The sequence below is a fragment of the Oribacterium sp. NK2B42 genome (assembly GCF_000424445.1).
Taxonomy (GTDB): domain Bacteria; phylum Bacillota; class Clostridia; order Lachnospirales; family Lachnospiraceae; genus Oribacterium.
In genome coordinates this window covers 1-21382 of record NZ_AUJX01000025.1, presented here as the reverse complement: position 1 = coordinate 21382, position 21382 = coordinate 1, and the positions used below count along the sequence as shown (strand labels likewise).

The following is a 21382-nucleotide window of genomic DNA, read 5'->3' as shown; positions in this document are numbered from 1 at the left end:
CCTGTAAGTTACCGAAGTACGGTCACTAACGGTATCTGGCTCCCGGCAATGAATCTGAATGCTGTGAAAAGTCCTCCTGCTGTTTTTCTTCGATGCGGGTCAGGATCCATTCGACCGCCTCAGAAGTACCCTGACTGCTTCTGATGATCTCTCCAAGGGAAGCCGCCTTCTCCCTAAAGGAAGGCTCCTTCAGAACCCGCAGGACGCTCTCACGCAGCAGCCCGGGCTGATAGCTGTCAATCCGCACTCCGGCTCCGGCTTCCCGGATCAGTTTGGCGGTGGCATAATTATCGTAAAAGAACGGACAGATGACCATGGGTATGCCCAGCATCAGGCAGTCCTTTACCGTATTGATACCTCCTATAAAGAGTGCCGCGTCACATTTTCTGAGGACATCTGTCTGATCTACAAAAACCCGGATGTCGATATTCTCCGGAACTTCTCCCAATTTACGGATATCCACATATTTCCATACCGCCATCACGATATCCGCATCCAGATCCCGGAAGGCTTCGATACAGCATCGGAAAAAGACATGTGCATCGGAAAAATACGTGGTTCCAAGCGTCACATAGATAAGCGGGCGGTATTTGCCGGATCTGTAAGCGTTGTCCTTAACCTTCAGGCCGATGCCTCCAAAAAAGCTTATCCGGTCTTCATCAAGGCTCTCACAATCCGGCTGCAGGATGCGGGGAACGGCAGCGATATAGTTCTTTTCCGGATCCACGCAAAGTAAAGACATCATGCTCTTTTTCGGGAAGCCCTTTTCGTTCAAAAGCTGCAGTCTTCTTTCAAATGCTTCCTCATAAGGCTCCAGCTCCCGAAAGAATTCTCCCCAGTAATCTCCCGCCGCAAAGAGCGTCCTCAGATGGGTGGGAGAAAATATGATCAGAGGCAGCTGATACTTTTCCGCCAGAAGACTGCCCCAGATACTCTCGATATCCGAGATGACATATACAGGCTTCCATTCCTGTATCTGATCTGCCATGAACCCATCCATCGCCATGGCGGCCTCAAGTGCATTCAGATAACCGGATACAGCGTACTGGATCTCTCCCGGTCTCAGAAAAAAGCGTGTGCAGTCAACGAACATACCGCCTGCCTGCGTAATGGCGTCTGCTGTCTCTGTTCCGCTGTATACCCTGACCGTAAAACCTCGCGCAGCCAGTCCTTTGATGAGGTCAAGAAGAGGATTAATATGCCCCCAGAAGGGGTTCACAAACAAGAAAATCATGCGTCTCCTTCCTTCTTTTTAGCTGCTTCCTTCCCAATATAGACGACGTATCGGGCCTCCATGACCTTCCAGAGTGAATCCCGCCAGGCTTCGAAACGATCCGTCTTTTCTTTCCCCGCATCCGTCTGCCGAAGGAGCCAGCGAAGCTGTACGATCGTTTCCAGCTGTCCTCTGACGTTGCTTTCCAGCGCCTCTATCAGATCCTTGCTTGTGTTGGATGCGGAATGTCTCCTGTAATAATAGGTTCCATGGTTCGTAAAAACCGACCGCCGGCTGAGGCGGTAAAAAACACCGGAATACAGAACATCCTCAAAGAAAGACATCGGAAACGTCACTGCCCGAAAGGTGGGAAGCGCCCGTTCCATCAGATCCCTACGGATCAGCTTTGACCATACCGGCACCAGACATTGATCATATCGATAATCATTGATGTCGATCGGGATATAAAACTCCATTTCCATATCCTGCGGAACCAGATATTGCCTGTCCTCATTCCGGCCCATGGCAAGATTTTGAAAAACTGATCTTTCGGTAGTGTACAGAATATGATCTCCTACAACAAGATCGGCACCGCTCTCACCGGCGGCTAGAAGGAGCGATTCCACATAGTCCTCTGAACACCTGTCATCTCCGTCAACAGAGATCAGATAATCCCCCCGGGCCTGTTCAAATCCGATCCGCCTTGCATGAAATACTTGTTTATTGACGTTATTGTGAATGACTCTGACCCTGTCGTCTTTTTGGGCAAAATCCTCCGCGATCCGTCCTGTTTCATCCGTAGATGCATCGTCGATCACCAGGATCTCAAGACGCTTCCAGGTCTGCCTCTGAATCGCCTCCAGACATTCTCTCAGGTACGCCGCTCCATTATGAACCGGTATGATCACGGATACCATGCAGTGCTTCAAAGAAATGTCACCGGTCTGCTCAATGATCTTCCTATAGATGCCTTCCGCCTGTTTCTGTCTGTCTAAGTCAAGCATCACGGGAGGACGGAGCTTTTGCAGCAGGGGTGATATGGAATCCCTGAATACACGTTTTACCTCTCCCTTCGCGTAGAAAAAGGAACGGCCATAATTCCATATGTGATACCAGATCGCATTGTCCAGCGCAAGAGCCATCTTTTTCCCGGCTTCATAAAGGTCATCCAGCAAAAGGGCATAGTCGGCAACGAACTCCTCTGACAGCTTCGTACTCTCTCCTGCTCCGATCTTTTCCGCAAACCTTGCGCTCATTCCTCCGGCCAGATAATGCCTGTATCCGGACAGCTTCGGAAGTATGAGTACCCTGCCGGCTTCTGCAGTAACGTCAAGATTAAAGAAAAAATCCTCTCCATGAAACATATGCGGACGGAAACGGATGACCTTTTCTGACAGAAACTGTCTGCGATAACATCTCGTCCACAGATACAGGCCATACTCGCAAAGACCTTTGCCGATCCGCTCGTCTCCGCGCATAAGGACATGCGCTTTATCTGATCCGGAGTCAGGCAGGGAGGTGACACTAAAGCCGTTATAATCGATCTCCGCGCCAAAGATCCCTGTGTCAGCACCCGATGCCTCCATATGTCCGACAACATCCCTGATCACATCTCTCTTCAGCTCATCGTCGGAATCCAGGAAAAACAGCCACTTGCCTTCCGCCAGATCCAGTGCCCTGTTTCTGACATCCGATAAAGCACTTTCCGGTCTATCCTCGGAAATCAGAGTAACGTTCTGATATTTTTCCAAAAGGCGGGTAACCTCATCCCTGTAAGACGGGGAGCAAAGGTGAAGTACCACAACCCACTGTATACGGTCAAAGCCAAAGCTCTGGCTTTGCAGGGATGCAAGGGCTCTTTTAAAAACCGGGATCGGTGTATCCCGAACCGGTGTTACTACAGTGACAGGATATGTAATATCCATTCCCTCAGTTTCACCTCCACCTGATCGAAACGCTCATTTTCTTCCTTCTGATCCGGATGACGAAGCTCGATGACAAGCGCCTTATCCGTAAGCTCCATACTGTTTCCGGTTCTCGGACGATCCTCCCATAATTCCACCACGGGTTCATTTTCGTTCCCGATGCCGTCAAACATATTGGAGGTGATGCCCTCGTAGATCCCCATCCACTTTCCGTCACGCAGGATATCGCTATCCGAAAGCCATGGACCACTCCTTAACATAAACAGTTTTTCCTGCAGGGCTTTTGCAGTCATATCGCGGCTAATCTTTACCGGTGTGCCGATGATCAGGTTTCCGACTGTCCTCATATCGTCCTTCCAGTCGGGATATCTGCCGGATTCCAGGGTCAAAAGCCAGATCTCTTCTCCTGAAAGGGCATCCAAAAGGGCTCTTCCGTAACAGAACTGAACCCAGGTATAGAGAAGGATACCACGTTCTGCCAGGATCTGATTAAGTCGTCCTGTTTCATCTTTCGTAAGAGATACCCTGCGGACTTTTCTGTCCGGCTGATCCTGACGAAGGCTCTCTATCGATTTCCACAGGGGCCGCGCCTTCCGATAATAGTCACGGACAGGAGCGGGAGGGGTGAGATATTGCATAACCCTCTCTCTGTGAGACAGCAAAGCATCCTCCGATAGCTTCCTGTAATCGGGAGAAGCCAGCTCGTAAGCCATGATCTGAACAGATATCCCATCTGCGATGGTGTGATCTACACAAAGCAAAAGAACGCTCTTTTCGTCAGAAAGAAGAAGGCATGCGGCCTGAAAAAGTCCTTCTCCCATATCCATGACCTTCAGGAAGCCGTCTGTAAACCCTGCCTTTACCTCCCCCGACAGCTTCCGGATATCCTTATAATATATGACCGGCTGATACTCCTTATAGAATACCTGCCAGAACCTTCCGGAGCTGTCCTGCCTGAAGGCAGACCTGAGAGCAGGATGGTTCTTGACAAGGTGTTCTGCGCGGTCACGAAACTCTTCCTCTGTAAAGCCTCGGGAAACATAGAACTTTCCCCTTGTCACATTTCGGCGGTCAGAGATCCCGAGCCCCTTCATCCTAAGATAAACGTCGGTTACATTGCTGACAGGAAGCACTGTTTTTATGTTCGCATCCTCCCTTAGCGTCATCAACTCCTCAGGAAGCGTGAACAGCTCCGGAGCCTTTACCTCCACAGAGGTTTTTACCGTGGATTCCTCCCGGTCAAGCCATGCCGCAAGCTGCGCCGGCGTCGAATATTTAAGCATATCTGCCATAGACAGATGATATCCGGACTCCTCCATGATACTGATCAGCATCATGGCTTTGATGGAATCTCCTCCCAACCCGAAAAAGCCGGAATCTCTTCCCGGAATTGATGGTAGCCTTAATACCCTTGCAAAAGTATCACACAGAAGCTTTTCCAGATCGTTTTGAGGCGGAATGAAAATCACGTCCTTTGCGGGAATATCCGGAAGGGCACGTCTGTCAAGCTTTCCGCTATCATTAAGCGGCAGCTCGTTAAGTGCCATCAACCGGGCAGGAACCATGAAAGCCGGCAGTCTTTCTGCCAGAAAAGTCCTGAGCCCATCCTCATCGATCTCATTTCCCTTATACCATCCACAAAGAACCGCATCCGCCCCTTCACCGCGGATATCCGCCGCCGCCTTGTAAATCCCGGGATACCGTTCCATCATCCTCTCCACCTCACCGGTCTCCATGCGCTGTCCATGGAGCTTTCGCAGACCGTCGGCGCGTCCCGTCAGAATGATACTCCCATCCTTCATTACCATCGCCATATCTCCGGTATGATAGATCCTTCCGTATTCTTTGGTAACGGTAAACTTCTGAGCTGTCAGCTCCGGGTGGTTGAGATAGTATCCGTATTTGCCCGGCTCTCCTCCGATACAAAGCTCCCCCTTCGTATCAGGGGAGGCCTTATCCGCTTCATGAAGTATGCCTTCCTCACCAAGCAACAGCAGCACAGCCTGCCGGGTGGGTGATCCCAGTTTGATAGTTTCACCGGGCTTTATCTCTGTAAAGGCGTAATTTCGCACCTCCGATGCACCGAAGGCGTCAAAGAGGACAGCTCCGGTACAGGAAGCGATCCTTGAAGCCGCATCCTCGGACAGGGCTTCTCCTGTCAGGATGACTCTCTTAAGAGCTGAAAAGCCGGAGGCAAACGTAGCATCCTCCAGATATCCCATCAGCATGGATGGCGTACCCAGAAGAGCATCCGCGTGATGCTTAAGCATACACTTCCCTAAAAGATCCGGCGAGAGCCGCTCCTTTTCCGATGCGAGCACAAGGGTCATCCCGTTAAACAGAGCATAAAAAATATCACAGGCAACGGCACCGTATGCAAAATTGCCCATGGAAAAAACCACGTCGCATAGAAGGGCAGTCTTACAGGAACAGATATTGCAAGACACAGGCATGGCCTCATTCAGGAAAACTCCGTGATGGGTTACCGTACCCTTGGGCTCCCCCGTACTGCCGGAGGTATAATATACCGCGATCGCATCACAGCCCTCTACTCTGGGAAGATTCTCCTCGCCAGGGTACAGCTCCTTTTCGTCCACGTCAAAGCTTCTCTGCCGTAGAATCGCCACGCTTTCCCGGCAGAGACCCTCATAAAACACATCATCTAGTATGAATGAGGCCTGACAGTCCTTTTGTATATACGAAAGCCTCCGGGAAGGCCACGTCCGATCCACAGCCACATAAGCCGCTCCCGCATACAGTATCCCAAGCAGAGCCTTAATCATATGCACGCTGCGGTTCATAGCAAGGATAATAAAAGAACCTTTTCCTACCCCCCTGTTTCTCAGAGCATGCGAAAGCAGCATGGCATCACGGATCAGGTCTCTGTAGGATATCCTTTCCTCCCCGCATAGTACGGCAGTCTTTTCGCTTTCTCTGTATCTAATGATTCCATCGAGAATTGTCTGAAACCTGTCAGCTTCCTTCAGATTCATCTTCTGTTCCTCTCCATCCGGATACGCCGCCTTTTTTCCTATCTGGTTCAAAGCACCCTGAGCCACAGTTTTATGTAATCCTGTTTTTCTCTTTCAATTTAGCGGTTCCCGATATAAAAGAAAAGCCATGCTTTTGCAGGCATGGCTTCTCTTTTATCACGCTCTATAGGATTTTTATTCACCCGGAGTCATGTACTTCACCAACTCATCAAAAGTAGAATGCATATAGATATCCTGCATTTTAACAGAGTAGCCATGTTCTCCGCACCTGGTTACAATCTTGACGGCATCCAGAGAAGTGAGCCCCTGTTCAAATAAATCATCTGTTTTATTGAATCCGTTTTTCAGAAGTCCGGAAAGAACATGCTCCAGAACCTCCTCTGCACTTTTGACAGGCTTGGCAACCTTGGCCTTGTTAATTTCGATCACGTTTGGCTGCTCGATCGGCTTATCTGCCTTTCTTGAAATATAAGGTTCCATTGCCTTCTGCACCTTTGCCTTCATATCTCCCGAAGGCTGTTTCATAAACGGATTGTTGTTTCCCATCCACTTGTTTGGCACGAAATATTGTCCGGGCATATTTCCCATCGGAGATTTAGTGACAGGTGGTATGATCATTTCTGCCATGATCTCCATCATCTGCAGTACCGTCTGCTGCTGCATGATCATGAGTTTAAGCATTGACCTCATCATCTTCAGTGAAGTCATCCCACCGTAAACCCGGGGTTCAAGTTGTGGATCACATATCTGCTGGCCATCTGCGGTATTTGCCCGCTGCATCGTTTCCGGATCACATATCTGCTGGTCATCTGCGGCATTGACCTGATGCATCGTTTCCGGATCACATATCTGTTGGCCATCTGCGGCATTGACCTGATGCATCGTTTCCGGATCACATATCTGTTGGCCATCTGCGGCATTGACCTGCTGCATCGTTTCCGGATCACATATCTGTTGGCCATCTGCGGCATTGACTTGCTGCATCGTTTCCGGATCACATATCTGTTGGTCATCTGCGGCTTGGTTCGATGAAGACTCCTGCATCACCTCATTCAGTTTCTGCTGCATAACATCTTTGGTAAGAAGCTCCGCCGGTACATACATGGCATCCGTTTCCTCCAATGTCTCAGCCATATCTGACAAAACCGGCGTATAGAAGATCTTGCCCAAATCCAGCTTTATGCCCTTCTGAACCAACCAAGATGAAAGCTGTACCGCCTTGATGGAGTCCCCCCCATCGTCAAAGAAATCAGCATCATCGGCAACCTCATCTACTCCGAAAACTTCCTTCCATGCCTGTTTAAGCAATGAGATTTTTTCTTCAGACTTCATAACTCATCTTCCTTTTCTATAAGAGTTTCAAGCATTTATACAATAACTTTATTATAAATGATTCATAAATGCAAGCCATTGTGAACCGGGGGTGTCAACTGCTCGCTGCGATATTTGCGATTGTTTCAGGCTGCGAACCATAAGGAACAGGCGAGAAGCATCCAAATGTCATCTTCTACAGCTACAATTCCACGATAATATTGTTAAGTTCCATACCCGGGATATATTGCACTTTCTTTGACAGACCGATGATCATCCGGATGCCAATGTTCTTTCCCGGTTCTTCCGGATTGTTTTCCTCAAGCCATCTTATGGGATCAAAAGGTCTTCCGTTATCCTTAAGCCGTATCATCTTTTTCTGCTCCTTAAGTATCAGCTTTAACTCGATGCGACCGTTTTTTACTTTCTTAAATCCGTATTGCACCGTGTTTTTTGCCATTTCCTCAATGAACAGTGCGACGTGATTTGCCATTTTCACATCTTCACCTCTCTCCATGATGAACTGACGTGCCTTTTCGGACATATCCACAACCTGCTCCATATCCTTAGCCGAGGCCTCAAAGCATTCGCCCGGCTTCGTCCCAAAGTCCTCTGAAAGAATCAGAAGATCGCGAACAGACCTTGGGAAAACACGGTTTATGACAGCCGGAATGCAAATGCAGCTAAGCAGTGTCAAAATACCCGTTGCCGGTATGCTTGCCTCTGCCCCGGGTATTCCGAACCCAAGCCCTAAAATAAGCACCAAAAGACAGGGAAATAAACCATCCCTGAAAATACTCACAAGATAATTCAGCCTGACATGTCCTGTGCCTGTGAAGCTTCCGCTAAAGCAATAGCTGGCTATCCCAAACAGGTTTTGAATCACCATGTATCTGATAAAAGCTGTTGTTTGATGTCTCAAGGCTGTATCCTCTGTCCGGATGAAAATAGAGGAAACAGGAGCTGCGAAAATCAACAAAAGGAGTCCTATCACCAGAAATACCCTGTAGGTGAATACAAGGGAGATGCGAAGTATCTGTCCAATGGAATCGGTGTCCTCTTCTCCGAAGGCAAGCCCCGTCAGAGATGCCGTCACGGACTGTATGGTCATGGTGAGGGACACAAGCAGAATAAAGGCACAGCCTGCAGCCGAAAAAGCCGCAATTGCGTCCGTACCTCCTGCTTTCAGCAGAACATAATTGAAGGAGGCGGATCTAAAGCTTCCCATCAGCATGGGGATTGCCCCGGCAAATCCGTATACGAGAACCTCGGGAACATCCCGGAAGTTTAAGTTGTTCATGCTGAATCTGAGAAGATGCCCTTCCTGACGAAAATGCAGCAAAAGGTACAAAAGACCTATAACTGCGCTGACTACAGACGCTAATGCCATACCGAGCAGCCCACCGTGAAAAACGAAAACATTTAAAAGATCCAGAACTACATCAGCGACCAGAATGATCACTGCATAGCCTAGACTTCGCTTTTGGTCATTATCCAGAGCAAAAAGACTGTTGAGCAGAGAAGAGAGGCTCATGGGAATAATGATCAGAGAATAACCCCTTAGATAACCGTCTGCCATCTCCATAACCTGCGGATCCGCGCCCTTTGCCATGAAAGGCAAAAACATCGGAGAGAAAGCCGTAAATAAAACTGTCATCAGAAGACCAAATACCGTAACGCAAACAACCATGGTTGAAAAAATCTGGTTGACTTTTCCTATATCCGCCTTTCCCATATTCTCTGTACACAGCTGTCCGGTTCCAGCCACAAACAATGCGATCACAAGCCCGATCAGTGAAACAAACGGACCGGTCAGTCCTGAAGCCGCTACTGCATCTCTTCCGAGAAACTGTCCTGTAACTGCCGAGTCAATCACATTGCACAGGATACCACACACCATTCCAACCAGCATGACTGTAAATAATCTGGAGAATACTCCCTCCATCAATGTTTTTTCTTTTTTCATACTTTACCACCATGATTTCCCGTTTCAAGTTCAATACCATTCACTATCATAGCAGAAGCTACCTTCATATCCCTGTCCGTTCACCGGAACGGATGGTACGAGAGTATGCCATTTGTCAGCAATCTCTCCCTCATCGAGTTCTGCCGACCTCCCCGGGGCTTTCCAAAATGTCTCCGTGATCAACATCCGAAGGCATCCGGGATCCAATGTTTCTTTTTCCCTTCTGTATAGGGTTCTTTTTAAAACAGAATTCTCTGAAAAGATGACCGTAACATTCTTTTCCTTTGCAGCCGTCAGAAAATCACCCATAGCATCATCACAAACAAAGGTTACAGGACTGCCTTCATAAAACGCTGCGGCAAGAAGCACCCAGACCAAAGAACTTTCTCCTTGACAGATCATCAGCCTGTCCTTACCATGCCAACCTGTTCTCCTTCGAAAAACCTCTGCCATCTCACATATTCTGCGCCCTGTCCATACAGGATTATCCAAAGCCACAGCAGTATCCTCAATAAGCAGCGGTTCATCCGGCAGAACCTCCAAAGGCGGATTATCGGATAAATACTCTCCCTCCTTTGGAATCGATATACAGGGATAATCGTCATTCTCATCCATAGCGGCGATGCATCCGCTTTTCATGATTCCAAGCATACCGGCAAGAAAACTTATACCTTTTCTGCCATCCGAACCAAGACGGATCACAGATCCCCGCCTGATATTCTGCCGCCGGATCTTGTCTGCCATTCGGTTTGCCATTCGGTTCAATTCCCTCCATGATACCGAGGTAGCTGCACCGTCCCGCCATTCTGTCAGAGCCTCCCGTTCCGGAAATCTGGCGGCACTGATTTCAAGCAGCAACGTCATGGAAGCTGTTCCTTTGCTGTCTGCACCATACTCCCACATCAGAAGTTCTCCATTCACCTCACGAGCACAGTTCTTGGGAAGTAGTCGATAGAATGAGAGCGGCCACTTTGCAAAATAAAACACCTGACCTTCACTTTCACTCTCTTTTAAAAAAGACTGTACAATGGGTATCTTCTTCTTTTTTGTCGCAACGATAAGAAGCGTCCCGGATACATCGGGGGCAGGATCGTCCTCCTTTAGAAGCTTTTGCAGACCGCTCAGTCTGCCAAGGCGCAGAGCTCTGTAAATCCGCTGTGCATCCATACCTGATCCAACCACATAAATCCGCTCATAATCACTGCTTCTTCGAAGAATGGCAGTAAGACTGCCCATCTCATACCAATCGGCCTTTTCCCTGAGTCCATTGATATCGTACAGTCCCTCAAATCTCTCAGCGCAACGCCACCAGAGATCGCTTCCCTCCGCACGCAGGTTTTTCCACGGACGTATATAGTCACGCATCAGAAAATGCAGGATCCTCGGAGTATCACAGAATACACCGGGAATACAGTTGTAATCCGATGGCAGAAGCCGTATCCTTCCATAGCATACGACGTTTAAAAGATCCTGATCCACCACCAGATAGTCCTGTATACCTTTCATCAGTTTTTTCTGGATCCCATGCCTCCGCATAAGTGAAAGATTCATGAGCAGCACGCCGGAATTGATATAGGTCTGGATGTCAGGAATATTGTCTCTCACGGTCTGTTCCCGAACAGGGGAAATATCATCAAAAACTCCTGCCAGATAGTAATCCGTCATATCCGTTTCCCAAAGTGGGAGGATGTCTCCCACCACAAGCGTGTCTGAATCAATATACAGACAAATATCCACATCCGGAAGGAGCATTGGCAGGATAAGCCGATAACAGGCGGCCTTAGACCATAGGGAATCCTTAAAGTCTCTGCTGTCAAAAGCTGCCTCAGAGATTCGATGTTCCGAAAGCTTCAGGTTTTTATAACTGTCTGTCAGATAATTTAACAGCCTTCGGTCTTCCTCACTGAAGCTCTCATCAAGAAGCAGATGAAGTCTAACCTTCTGATTTTCGGGAAGCTGCTCCATCAGGGACAAAATGGAGACACAGCAGAAGAACAGGTAAGTCTGATCCGATGCATACACAATATCCAAAGTTTCCCTCATCTATTCCCCTTCCTTTCCTTTCAGGTATTCTTTCATGATCTTCTTCACTGTCTCATACGTAAGACTTAGTCCATCGTCCTTCAATCAACTGTTCCTCACCCTGCATTCAACCAGAGCTTCATGTAGGTTTCCCTTTGATTCATCAGATCCGTTATGATCCTGAGTGAAGTCTCTGCATGGGTTTCCATGAGATTGAGCAACACATCCGATGGAACAAAGAGAATCACCGTATCATCCTCCCCGCTGGTGATGATGTTCTCCTCCTTCCTGCCGAGGAGAGATGCATAGGAAAGCACGCTTCCCTGCCTGAGGATACGAACGGGATTGTTCCATCCGTCTCTGGTCTCTCCGTATACGATCGCCCTTCCGCGCATGAGGATAGGTATGCTGCCCTGCTTCTCGCCGATGCGCACAATGGTCTCATCCTCAGCAAAGGACGTCATGACACATTCATCTGCCAAGAAAAACAGTTCGTTGTCATCCGCATAACCAAAAAGCGGATGCTTCTTCATATAACTCGCGATCTTTGCCTGCCTGATCCGCTCATTGTCCTGCACAGCAAGTATGAGGTCTGCGTCCAACGCTGGAAAATCGCCGATAACGGTATCCTCTGTCACATCAGCAAGCGCAGAAATCATTTTCATAAAGTGCTCGCTGAGCAGCTGTATGACCTCTCTGGAAAAAGCCCTCTCGTTATAGGAATAGCTGCTGCCGGGCTTTCCCTCCTTCTCCGTAAAATAGATACAGAGATCTGCCGAAAGGTTGTCATAGGCATCACCCCCGAGGATACGTATGCCGAAAAGGCTGTCTCCACCGGAGATCGGCTGCTTTGCCTTTACGAAATTATGATTGTTCAGAATATGACCAAACACCGGTTGACTTCTATCCAACGCTCTCTGGATCTGTCCCGGAGAACAGTGGGAATTTTCCATGCAGCGGACGAAATCTTCCTGTGAGCGTTTCACCAGATCCGCATATTTTTCATCCTCAGAAAACTTTATCCTCACCGGGATTGCATTTATAAATCCGCCATCAAGCTTCATGCTGTCCGATACCTCGGCATCCCTTCCGGACGTGACAGCACCGAACACTATACTGTCTTCTCCTCCCAATCTTGCAATCATGATGCCCCACAGGGTCTGAAGAAGGGTGAACTGCGTCACCTTAAGCTTTTTCTGAAAAGCCTTGAGTGTAGCCACATCGTCCTCTGAAAACGGTGCGAAATACTCAGCCCGCTTATACTCCAGGTCACTGGGATTCTGTCCGGGCAACAGAACATTCTCCCTCATATCTCCCAAAAATTCCTTCCACCAAGACAGTTCCTTGTCTATATCAACATTTTGCAGATGCTCCGCATAGGCCTGATACGACTGTTCTTCGATCTTTTTGTCAATGCCGTTTAAATCAAGCGCATAGCCGACAAAGAGATCGCCGAACAGGATACCGAGGCTAGTGCCGTCTGAATTGATATGTGGCTGAGAGACAATCAGCGCATAAGTATCCTTTTCACAGCTTTTATACACGCTGATCCGGAGCAGAGAATCCTTCTCGAGATCAAAGCCTCGCCGCCGATCTGCCTCCATCATTTTGGATATCCGCTTGTCAAATTCCTCCATGCTAAGGTCGGACAAATCAAAATAATTAATCTCCGGGTGGCGGTCCTTGAGAACGACCCTGTAGGGATGCTTCACGTTTCTGTAGACAAAGGCTGATCTGAGATTTTCATGCTTTTCACAGACCAGATCGGCCTGCTGGCGAAAAGTAGCGGGATCCAGCGAGATCACGGCCTTTGTCAGAATCTGGAGAAAAAATGCTGACTTCACATGTTTTCCCTCCTCCAGCATCCATTTTTGTCCGGCTGCAAGCTCGTAGATGTCCTGCACGGCATTTCCGTACAGGCTGATGATTTTGCTCAGATCGTGTTCGGAAAGATTTGCAGCAGTGTACCTTGAGGTGTCGAAAAAGGCCTTTTTTTCTGCCGTATGATCATGGGAGACCTCATCCTTGACCGAAGGTGAACTCCCAAGAGCCTTGTCGACGTGATCTGCAGGTCTTCTAGCCGCTTTGCCGGCCCAATTCGCAGATTCCCCAGCCGCCTTGCCGACCTGTCCGGCATATCTCTGGATGACTTTGTCGAACCAAACAAAATTCCTTCCGCCACAGTCGAATGGCCGTTCCTTTTGCCCCAAGTGCACAGACCCAGACGCTGACACAGACCTCGCCTGTATATAGCTGGCCATGTTCGCAAGTATCCTTTGGTTCTGAACAACCATCCTCTGGAAGTCACGATAATCGTCGTTCATCATAATGCTATTCCTTTAACTCCTCCTAAAAACCCAAGGATGAATATTTATCAATATCTTGTATGATACGTCAAAGGACAGATATCGTCAAATCTGAATGGTCGTTTCCAAATCAAGTTCTTTTTTACTAAGCTCCATAACTACTGTTCCCTTTCCCATTGCAGTGCTTTGCGATCCAGCTTTCCGCTTGGATTGAGCGGAAGCTCTTTCATCCTGATCCAGAAAGCGGGAACCATATAGTTTGGCAAAGAAGCCAAAAGATACCGGCGAAGTTCTGATTCACTCACCTGATCCTCAGCAGCATACCATACACAAAGCCTTGCCTCGTTCCCTTCTCCCTGCACCTTGACTGCCGCCTGAAGCACGCCCGGAATGGTTCGGAGTTTACTCTCGATGACACCCAATTCAACCCTCATGCCGTAAAGCTTTACCATAGAGTCTTTTCTGCCTACGATGCAGAATCTGCCGTCAGCCATTCTTTTTACAATATCACCTGTCAGATACAAACGCCCAAGCCCAGAATGCTCTGTAAAGTTAGGAGATGACGCATACGACCCAAGATATCTTCCCAATCTGCCTGCAATTCCTCCCACGCAGAGTTCACCCTCTTCTCCGATCCCGGCAGCCTGTCCCTGTTCATTGAGCACATATGTCTCCCTAACGGATGGTGCCGCACTAAAGCAGATATCTCCTCCATGGTATTCGCTCCCGAACTGAAAAAAAGCAGGTCCAAATATCTCAGAAGCACCATAGCAGAAAACCGTTTTCCCTCCGGAAAGGTCCGTCAACATATGCGCCGTCTGTTCAGAAACAGCCTCGCTGCCTGCCATCACCAGCTTCATCTCTCTAAAAAGCGAGCCATAAGCCGGATCACTTCTATACTGTTGAAAATAGGAAGGGGTAACATGAATAGTATCTACGCCGTATTTTCCGGCACATTCCGCGATTGCACGAGGCGTACGTATATCCTGCTTCCGTGCAAGAACGAGAGTTTTTTTATTCAGTAAACAGAGACAAATGCAAAACGAGGAAAGAACAAAACCAAGACTGCAATCCAAAAGCAGCCTGCTGCAGTTATGTACAAAATAATCCGGCAGAGGGTCTCCATATGCAGCCAGAGTACGACTGACAGCCGTCAGATGGGCATTGACCGCGCCCTTGGGTTGTCCCGTGCTTCCCGAAGTGTAGATGATCTGGAAGGGATCCTCTCCATCAAGTTCTGTAAATAATCGAGAAATGTCCGAAGGTTCAGGAGATTCAAGCAGCTCACCTATAGCTTTATCGTCCAGAACCATTGCCGGGTGGCACTCAGCCATAGCTGATTCTATGAATTTCTCAGGCCATCCATCATGGAATGTTAGCTGGATTGCACCGGCATACAGCACTCCGAGCCATGCTCTGATATAAACCGTATCCCGGGACAAACGCAATACAACGCAATCGCCCTTTTTGATACCGCGTTTTTGTATACCTGAAGCAATTTTCCGGGCATCGGAAAGCAGTTCACAATAACTGACAGTTTCATCCCCACAGAGCACGGCCGGCTCGTCACTGTCCCTGTATTGTTCAAGAACCTGAGGAATTGTTTGCTTTTTATAGTCGTCCAATTATGTTCTCCTTGAGATTGCACTCATTCACACACACTGCTTACATATTTATTTCTTTATTTTACAATTTTTTATGTAAGTATAAAGATTTTTTACCACAACATAATGTCTTGTTTCCATGGTTCAATACTCCTTCTTAATATCCTTAAGACTAAAGGCATTTTTGAATTCAGCAATGTCCTTATCGCTACGAATAAGCATTAACTCATGAAACACTCCTGTCTTTATATCCTTAAATCCTGCAACCTGTTCACCATTGCATATTGAAGCACGGATCACAGGTATCTCTTTTTCGGGATCGTAGTCATATGCCGGGATATTTGGTTTTCTCTTTGGGAAAATGCTAAACATAGTAACTCCAAAAAACGTAAAATCATTTTCTTCTTTCAAATACCAGTTCATCACTGTTAGATAGCTCATCCATGAAAACATATCCAAGACGGTCAAAGGTCTTTATCTCATTTGGATCTTCTATCATGTTTTCTGCCATAAACCTTACCATCTCGCCACGTGCCATTTTTGCATATGTACCCTTTGTCACAAGCTTTCCATTTGCAGTCTCGCCAAAAGTTACAGTTATAAACGTATCCTCCGGTCTAAGATACTTTTCTACACACTTTGAGTATTCCTTAGACGCAAGATTAATGATAATTCCTGTTTCATCTCTTACTTCATTATAAAGCCTCTTCCCCCAAGCCTAACATTAATATCATAATCCGGATAATCTTCTGTAAACTGCTTATATGCCCGTTTACACTGTTTTGTAGATTCGGCGACCGGATTCTTTAAATTCCCTGCAAAAATACTCGAACTAATTAAGGGAAATGCTATGCTGTGATAGCCATTGTTTTTCAACACAGTCATAGAATTATAATAAGCTTCATATAATTCTTTGAAAGCATCCTTCTTTATCCTGAAATCTGGACCCACGGCATGAATTATTGCCTTGCAATTCTTCATTCTGCATGACGAAGTAATGACCGCAGAACCGTCTTTAAGCGGAGTCTTGTACTTGCTGCACTCTTTCGCAAGTTCAGCACTTCCTGCACTGCTGAAAATTGCGCCGCAAACACCACCACCTTCAAAAAGACCCGAATTTGCAGCGTTGACTACTGCATCCACATTCTGGTTAACACATGATTCCTGGATAAGAACTATATTACTCATATTTTGTTCCACCTTCATTTCTATATATTCTGAAGCAGCTTTTATACGCCTATCTCTGATTATATTTTTTACGATTATCTACGCGCTCACTTGCATTGAATCACCCGGAATAGAACTCCGTCGTAGTCTCATTTGCCTGGATAAGCACAGAACTCTGCCTATACACATCGACCAACTCATCACAAAGGGAATGGACATCATCTATTGTTGTGTCACTGAGATAAATGACAAGCGTGTACTCCTGATATTTAGGACTCCTTGATTTCACGTTTTACATATACCTACAGCTCATTTTCCAATTAGTATTTCTCCGGTTCCTCCAACAAAGCTATTTTCTTGCTGCATCCAGGAATGCCGAACTTACAACCGAATATAGAATATAAGTAATCAGGGTTCCAAAGCACACATCCGAAAGAAAATGATTTGTCATATGTATCCTGTTGTAACCGTAAATAATCACAAAGCATAAGGCAATCACAAAACATACCATATTCTTTTTGTCAGAGCGTTTTTTCAAAACATCTGAAAGCATAGGCAGAGAAAACATCATACTTGCTATCGTCATATTTCCACTTGGCCAGCTTTTGTAATTGTCATTAGAACCTGCAAGATTAGGAATCATCTGCCACCAGTTCCTGTACTCTGACATTGGATCATTAAGCGTTATAAGATACTTAAACCTTGGCCTCGATGCGACCTGCTTTAGCCATAGATTCAGATTATCAGCTGTGATTCCGGCTATAAGAATTGCTGCTCCTGTCACGATTAGTTTATCTTCATCACTGTCATCGAATAGTCTGTAGCAGACAATAGGCACCCACGCATAGAGGACAACCCAGAATAGCCAGCTTAGCACAGACAGAATCGGCGAAGATTCACCGGCTGTATAGCCAAACAGTGCCCTTACCTTTGATCCGTTATAATTGTTGCTGTAATAAACGGCCATAAAGTATGAGATTGCCATGATCACGCGGGCCAGCATCTGATAACGACTGCCCTTCTTCATGAGACCTTTATATATGCACATCCCGGACGCAGGGTAAAGGCAGTAAGAAAAGTACGACCCGTATGTTGCAAAAAACGCTCCAATTTCCGTCTTGTTTGCAAGCGCTACATTGATGCTGTAATCAAAAAATGACCCTATAATTATGCCAATGGTACAGACAGCGATTACAACACAAAAGCACATTATAGGAACACCCATTATTTTCTTTCTATTCATCATCGAACAACCCTTCCCACAGCATCCTGTTATAATTTGCGTTAGCCTCTTCACACGCCTTCTTTTCTTTCCATCTTTCGATTTCAGTACATATGGAAAGCATCTCGTCAGCTATAAGCTCAGCACTCTTCGGTTTTACATTGTTTAAGTACTTGCACATTCTCTGCATGGCTTTGGGACTTCCTAGCTGCTTTGCTATCTGGTTGCCAAATTCGCCCGGGAATCCGAGGCTTACTATGGCACTGACTAATTCATCCCGGTAAATTGACCATTCTCTACGATTATCCATATGAACACCATTCCGTTGCCAAAACTGAAAGAATAACCTTAGCTTTAAGGCTGTTTTATCCCACATGCAGGACCGCCGAGGTTCATTGCTTTTTCTGCCTCTGCCACAGGATCTGCTAAAACATCTGCATACTCAGGGTGTTTCTGGAACCATTTTATAGCGTAGGAGCATGAAAGCTCAGCCTTACGGCCATCTTCTCTAAGAAGGTTCGCTACATGTTCAGTTATTTTTCCGGCTATTCCCTGTCCGCTCATAGACGGATCTACTTCTGTATGAGTAAGGTTTACTATCCCGGGTTTAACTTCCGGATATTCAAGTACTGCAATACGTTTTCCGTTCTCGTCTTCCAGCCAGGTGCATGAATTGTTTGATTTAAAATCCATAGGGTGCTCCTTATTCGTCCACATAATCCCAGGCATTAAATGTCTCATCAGTACGCTGCTCTCCATCTTCTGCATAAGCAACATAGCCCAACCCTTCTGTCTCAATCTTTAGCAGTACGGTTTTGGAAATATCTATAACTTCTTCAGAAGAACTCTCTGAGTGGTTTTCAGTAGTATTCGTTTCAGCTGGTTTCGTATTTGATTTCCCACAGGATATGAGTAATGCTATTAAGGTCAGGCATAATACCTGCGTGATAATTCTTTTCATAAACCATCCCTCTCTTTCTCACCTGTAATCTTTCCATAGAACCCATCCATGTACTCCCTGATCCTTTTACCCTCTTCTTCATTTGCAATCCGGTTTGCTTCTTCTGTACCGAGTAGCATGAGCGGTGGTTTAATGCCTATATCGGAGAAAATATCACAGGTATACTTGTATCCATACCCGGCATTCTGCCCCACCATAGATTTCAGATAGCCAATCCCTTTAATAAATCCATCTTTCCAGAAAAAATCATAATCATCATCCCAGAAGATCAGATTATCATCCTCACTGTTTTTAAGAAGCATTGCAGAGGCATAGTACATCTTTCTGGAGAAGTCATTGGCATCCCTGGCATTAAGCTTAAACTTTTCTCTGAGCTCTGCTCTGGCAGCCTCGACCTTATCTTTAAAAAGTTCTCTTTTCTTTCTGCCTGCCGCAGTTCTGGCTCTGGCAGCTTCGATATCACACATCCTAAGTCTTACTTACAGAGCTCTGCAACTATCATATTGATCACCTTGCCGTCAGCCTTACCTTTAAGAACCGGCATTATTTCTTTCATTATTGCTCCCTTATTCTTGGTTGCTATCACCTCAGCAAACTTCTCCTTCAAGAATGCCTTAATTTCATCCTCAGACATCATAGAAGGAGCATATTCCTTGATTACATCATATCTGAACTGATACTCTGCTTTGAGTTCTGCTCTATCGTCCGGACAAGTATCAATCTGTTCTTTCGCTATCTTAAGAGACTTAAGAATCACCTGATCCACAAGGTCATCACCTATATTGTCTCTCGATCCAGAGTCTATAGCCACTTTCTTAACATCTGATATAAGAGAAGAAATTGCATCTTTTCTAGCCTTATCTCTTGCCTTCATTGCAGCGATCATATCCTTTTGAAGTGTTTCAAATTTTGTCATGTTAAATACCTTCTTTCTAATTATTTTTAATTGATTATTGACCATCCAAAGTGAAATGTCTACCAAGGAAATCTTCTTCAAGCTCTTTCACAATTCTTATTAGACATTGTATTACTTAACCAACGATAAAAGCGTTTCCTCTATAACTGTTATGCACTTGCCAACAAATATTTTACATGTTGTTTCATCAACAAGTGCAATCGCAGCTTCATTCATCTTCTTAAAATCAGGTACCGTATCTATAGCATCAATCGTGCTATCCGAGCCAGTTGGAAGATACTTCCATACTATGATCCAGCCTTCTTTTTCTTTCTTCTCCGGAAGATTAATGTGCTCTCGAAGCTTTAACCACAGATCATCTGAGATAACATCACACTGATTTCCGACTTCATATCCCGTATTGGACTCAGCCCCATAATCGAATACACATAAACTTCCGAAAAGCTTATAGTCTATCTCAATCCTCAGCCATAGAGATAAATCTCTTCCAAGGTTAACTGATTTAATAACGTAATTAAGCCCCGGATAAGAAGATTCATTGCGAGTATAGTACTCTTCTGTCGCCTGATATTTGTAGTGAAACCATTCTGATCTTGTTTCCACCTCCAGATTATATTTACAAAGAATAGGCTGCATCTGAGCTTCAAACTCTTCAAAAAGCCTTTTCATAATCTCTGCTTTGGCATGATTAACTCCACCAGCTATCTCTAAAGAAGTTCTAAGGCTATCAGAATCAGCTAAAATCTTGTTTGTAAGATTCATCTTGTACTCCGCATTATCTACATTAATAAATTCCTTGACCGCTCCTGAGTACTGATCAATCAGCACCTGCATCTCATCCGGTGAACCAGCCTTTATGTCTTCCAGCCATCTTAAAATGTCCTCAGAAAATGAAATGCATTTTACAGCACCTTCAGGAAGTCTGTCACCTGCTCTACCGGTCAAGCTATATTCAGATGGCTTGTATCCGCTTTTTGTCAGATATACGACAAAAGCATTCTTATCCCTTTTCTTTGCAAACTGATAATAGTCATAGCACTGACTTTTCTGATCCCCAGCATTTATCTTAACTTCCATAGGAATAAAGCCACCATGATATGTGATAACAATATCAATTCTCCTGTCATCCGTGATGGGATATTCCTTATAAACATGAGCATCTTCAATTTCTTCATCAGAAATATCAAGCCCAAGAACTGTCCTTACAAAGCAGCCAAGATACTTTGCTCCCTGACCATGTTCCCCTGAAGGGTTTAGCAAATCAGCAAGTACCCTGCACATCTGAACTTCATTCTGTGTCAGATTCAGAATCCGATAGATGTTGTATTTTTTGTTTCCGTCTTGCGTAGCGGCCAAATGTTTACTCACAATTGGCTTGCACTCTGAAATAAGTTGCTCAAATCGTCCCATATAATCATAATCCTGAATTATTCACGGAGGTATAAGTTCACTCAATTTAGCCTCTGCGGATAATTTTAAAAACAACCTTAAAAGAATCAACAGTTATCTACCGAAAAAAGGGCGCAAAAATCCCGTAATCGTTGGAAAGAAATCCTTTTAAGCTGTCAAAGTTCCACTAAGTTGCTATTCCAACTCAACTTGAAGTTGCCTGATGTTTGAAAGTGTCTCAATGAACTCTTCCTGATATGGACAACTGCTACAGAGTTTGAATACCATGTATCTTGCTGATCGAACTACTTTTGCAGCTATTTTGATCAGCTTCATACGGATTGTATCTGCCTGAAGTTTTCTGAACTTCATTGGGAGTACAAGCCG

18 protein-coding genes and 1 pseudogene are annotated in these 21382 nt (G+C 45.9%); all 19 read right to left on the bottom strand.

The window, feature by feature from the left end; genetic code table 11:
- Positions 1-25 precede the first annotated feature (25 nt).
- Entirely contained in the window at positions 26-1234 is a 1209-nt protein-coding gene (locus G625_RS0108650; protein WP_029200805.1) for a nucleotide disphospho-sugar-binding domain-containing protein, read from the bottom strand.
- The gene (locus G625_RS21195) at positions 1231-3138 is read right to left on the bottom strand and encodes a glycosyltransferase (RefSeq protein ID WP_029200804.1); all 1908 of its coding nucleotides are present in this window, start codon (positions 3136-3138) and stop codon (positions 1231-1233) included. The genes G625_RS0108650 and G625_RS21195 overlap by 4 nt, the downstream gene beginning before the upstream one ends.
- A complete protein-coding gene (locus G625_RS0108640) occupies positions 3111-6197 on the bottom strand; it encodes an AMP-binding protein (RefSeq protein ID WP_029200803.1) in 3087 nt (1028 codons plus the stop codon). The genes G625_RS21195 and G625_RS0108640 overlap by 28 nt, the downstream gene beginning before the upstream one ends.
- 108 nt (positions 6198-6305) lie before the next feature.
- Positions 6306-7463: a phosphopantetheine-binding protein gene (locus G625_RS0108635; protein WP_029200802.1), complete on the bottom strand. Its 1158-nt coding sequence runs from the start codon at positions 7461-7463 to the stop codon at positions 6306-6308.
- Positions 7464-7644: 181 nt separating this feature from the next.
- Positions 7645-9408: an MATE family efflux transporter gene (locus G625_RS0108630; RefSeq protein ID WP_029200801.1), complete on the bottom strand. Its 1764-nt coding sequence runs from the start codon at positions 9406-9408 to the stop codon at positions 7645-7647.
- A 30-nt stretch (positions 9409-9438) separates the two neighbouring features.
- Complete coding sequence (locus tag G625_RS0108625) at positions 9439-11451, bottom strand: glycosyltransferase family 8 protein (protein WP_029200800.1); 2013 nt, start codon at positions 11449-11451, stop codon at positions 9439-9441.
- A gap of 95 nt (positions 11452-11546) precedes the next feature.
- Complete coding sequence (locus G625_RS0108615) at positions 11547-13757, bottom strand: condensation domain-containing protein (protein WP_029200799.1); 2211 nt, start codon at positions 13755-13757, stop codon at positions 11547-11549.
- A 137-nt stretch (positions 13758-13894) separates the two neighbouring features.
- Positions 13895-15361 carry an AMP-binding protein gene (locus G625_RS0108610; RefSeq protein WP_029200798.1) on the bottom strand — a complete coding sequence of 489 codons (1467 nt, stop codon included), beginning with the start codon at positions 15359-15361 and terminating at the stop codon, positions 13895-13897.
- A gap of 123 nt (positions 15362-15484) precedes the next feature.
- Positions 15485-15712, bottom strand: coding sequence for a hypothetical protein (locus G625_RS0108605; RefSeq protein WP_044932097.1), 228 nt, complete (start codon positions 15710-15712; stop codon positions 15485-15487).
- A 22-nt stretch (positions 15713-15734) separates the two neighbouring features.
- Positions 15735-16055 (bottom strand): annotated as a pseudogene (yaaA, locus tag G625_RS21925) (peroxide stress protein YaaA); the annotation flags it as partial.
- The gene (locus G625_RS19055) at positions 16028-16528 is read right to left on the bottom strand and encodes a macro domain-containing protein (RefSeq protein WP_044932095.1); all 501 of its coding nucleotides are present in this window, start codon (positions 16526-16528) and stop codon (positions 16028-16030) included. The gene G625_RS19055 and the pseudogene yaaA, both read right to left, overlap by 28 nt.
- A gap of 328 nt (positions 16529-16856) precedes the next feature.
- Positions 16857-17753, bottom strand: a complete 897-nt coding sequence (locus tag G625_RS0108590) for a phosphatase PAP2 family protein (protein WP_029200796.1) — start codon at positions 17751-17753, stop codon at positions 16857-16859.
- A complete protein-coding gene (locus tag G625_RS0108585) occupies positions 17743-18039 on the bottom strand; it encodes a hypothetical protein (protein WP_029200795.1) in 297 nt (98 codons plus the stop codon). The genes G625_RS0108590 and G625_RS0108585 overlap by 11 nt, the downstream gene beginning before the upstream one ends.
- 44 nt (positions 18040-18083) lie before the next feature.
- The gene (locus G625_RS19050; protein ID WP_044932093.1) at positions 18084-18422 is read right to left on the bottom strand and encodes a GNAT family N-acetyltransferase; all 339 of its coding nucleotides are present in this window, start codon (positions 18420-18422) and stop codon (positions 18084-18086) included.
- 10 nt (positions 18423-18432) lie between these two features.
- On the bottom strand, positions 18433-18690 hold the full coding sequence (locus tag G625_RS22370) for a hypothetical protein (RefSeq protein WP_029200794.1): 258 nt from the start codon (positions 18688-18690) through the stop codon (positions 18433-18435).
- Positions 18687-19157, bottom strand: a complete 471-nt coding sequence (locus G625_RS0108570) for a hypothetical protein (RefSeq protein ID WP_029200793.1) — start codon at positions 19155-19157, stop codon at positions 18687-18689. The genes G625_RS22370 and G625_RS0108570 overlap by 4 nt, the downstream gene beginning before the upstream one ends.
- Before the next feature lie 8 nt (positions 19158-19165).
- Positions 19166-19606 (bottom strand): GatB/YqeY domain-containing protein, encoded by a 441-nt coding sequence (locus G625_RS0108565; RefSeq protein WP_029200792.1) that lies wholly within the window; start codon positions 19604-19606, stop codon positions 19166-19168.
- 111 nt (positions 19607-19717) lie between these two features.
- Entirely contained in the window at positions 19718-21016 is a 1299-nt protein-coding gene (locus tag G625_RS0108560) for a PDDEXK-like family protein (protein WP_044932091.1), read from the bottom strand.
- Between the two features lie 174 nt (positions 21017-21190).
- Positions 21191-21382, bottom strand: a 192-nt coding sequence (locus G625_RS0108555; protein WP_029200790.1) for a transposase, incomplete at its 5' end; no start/stop codon positions are given.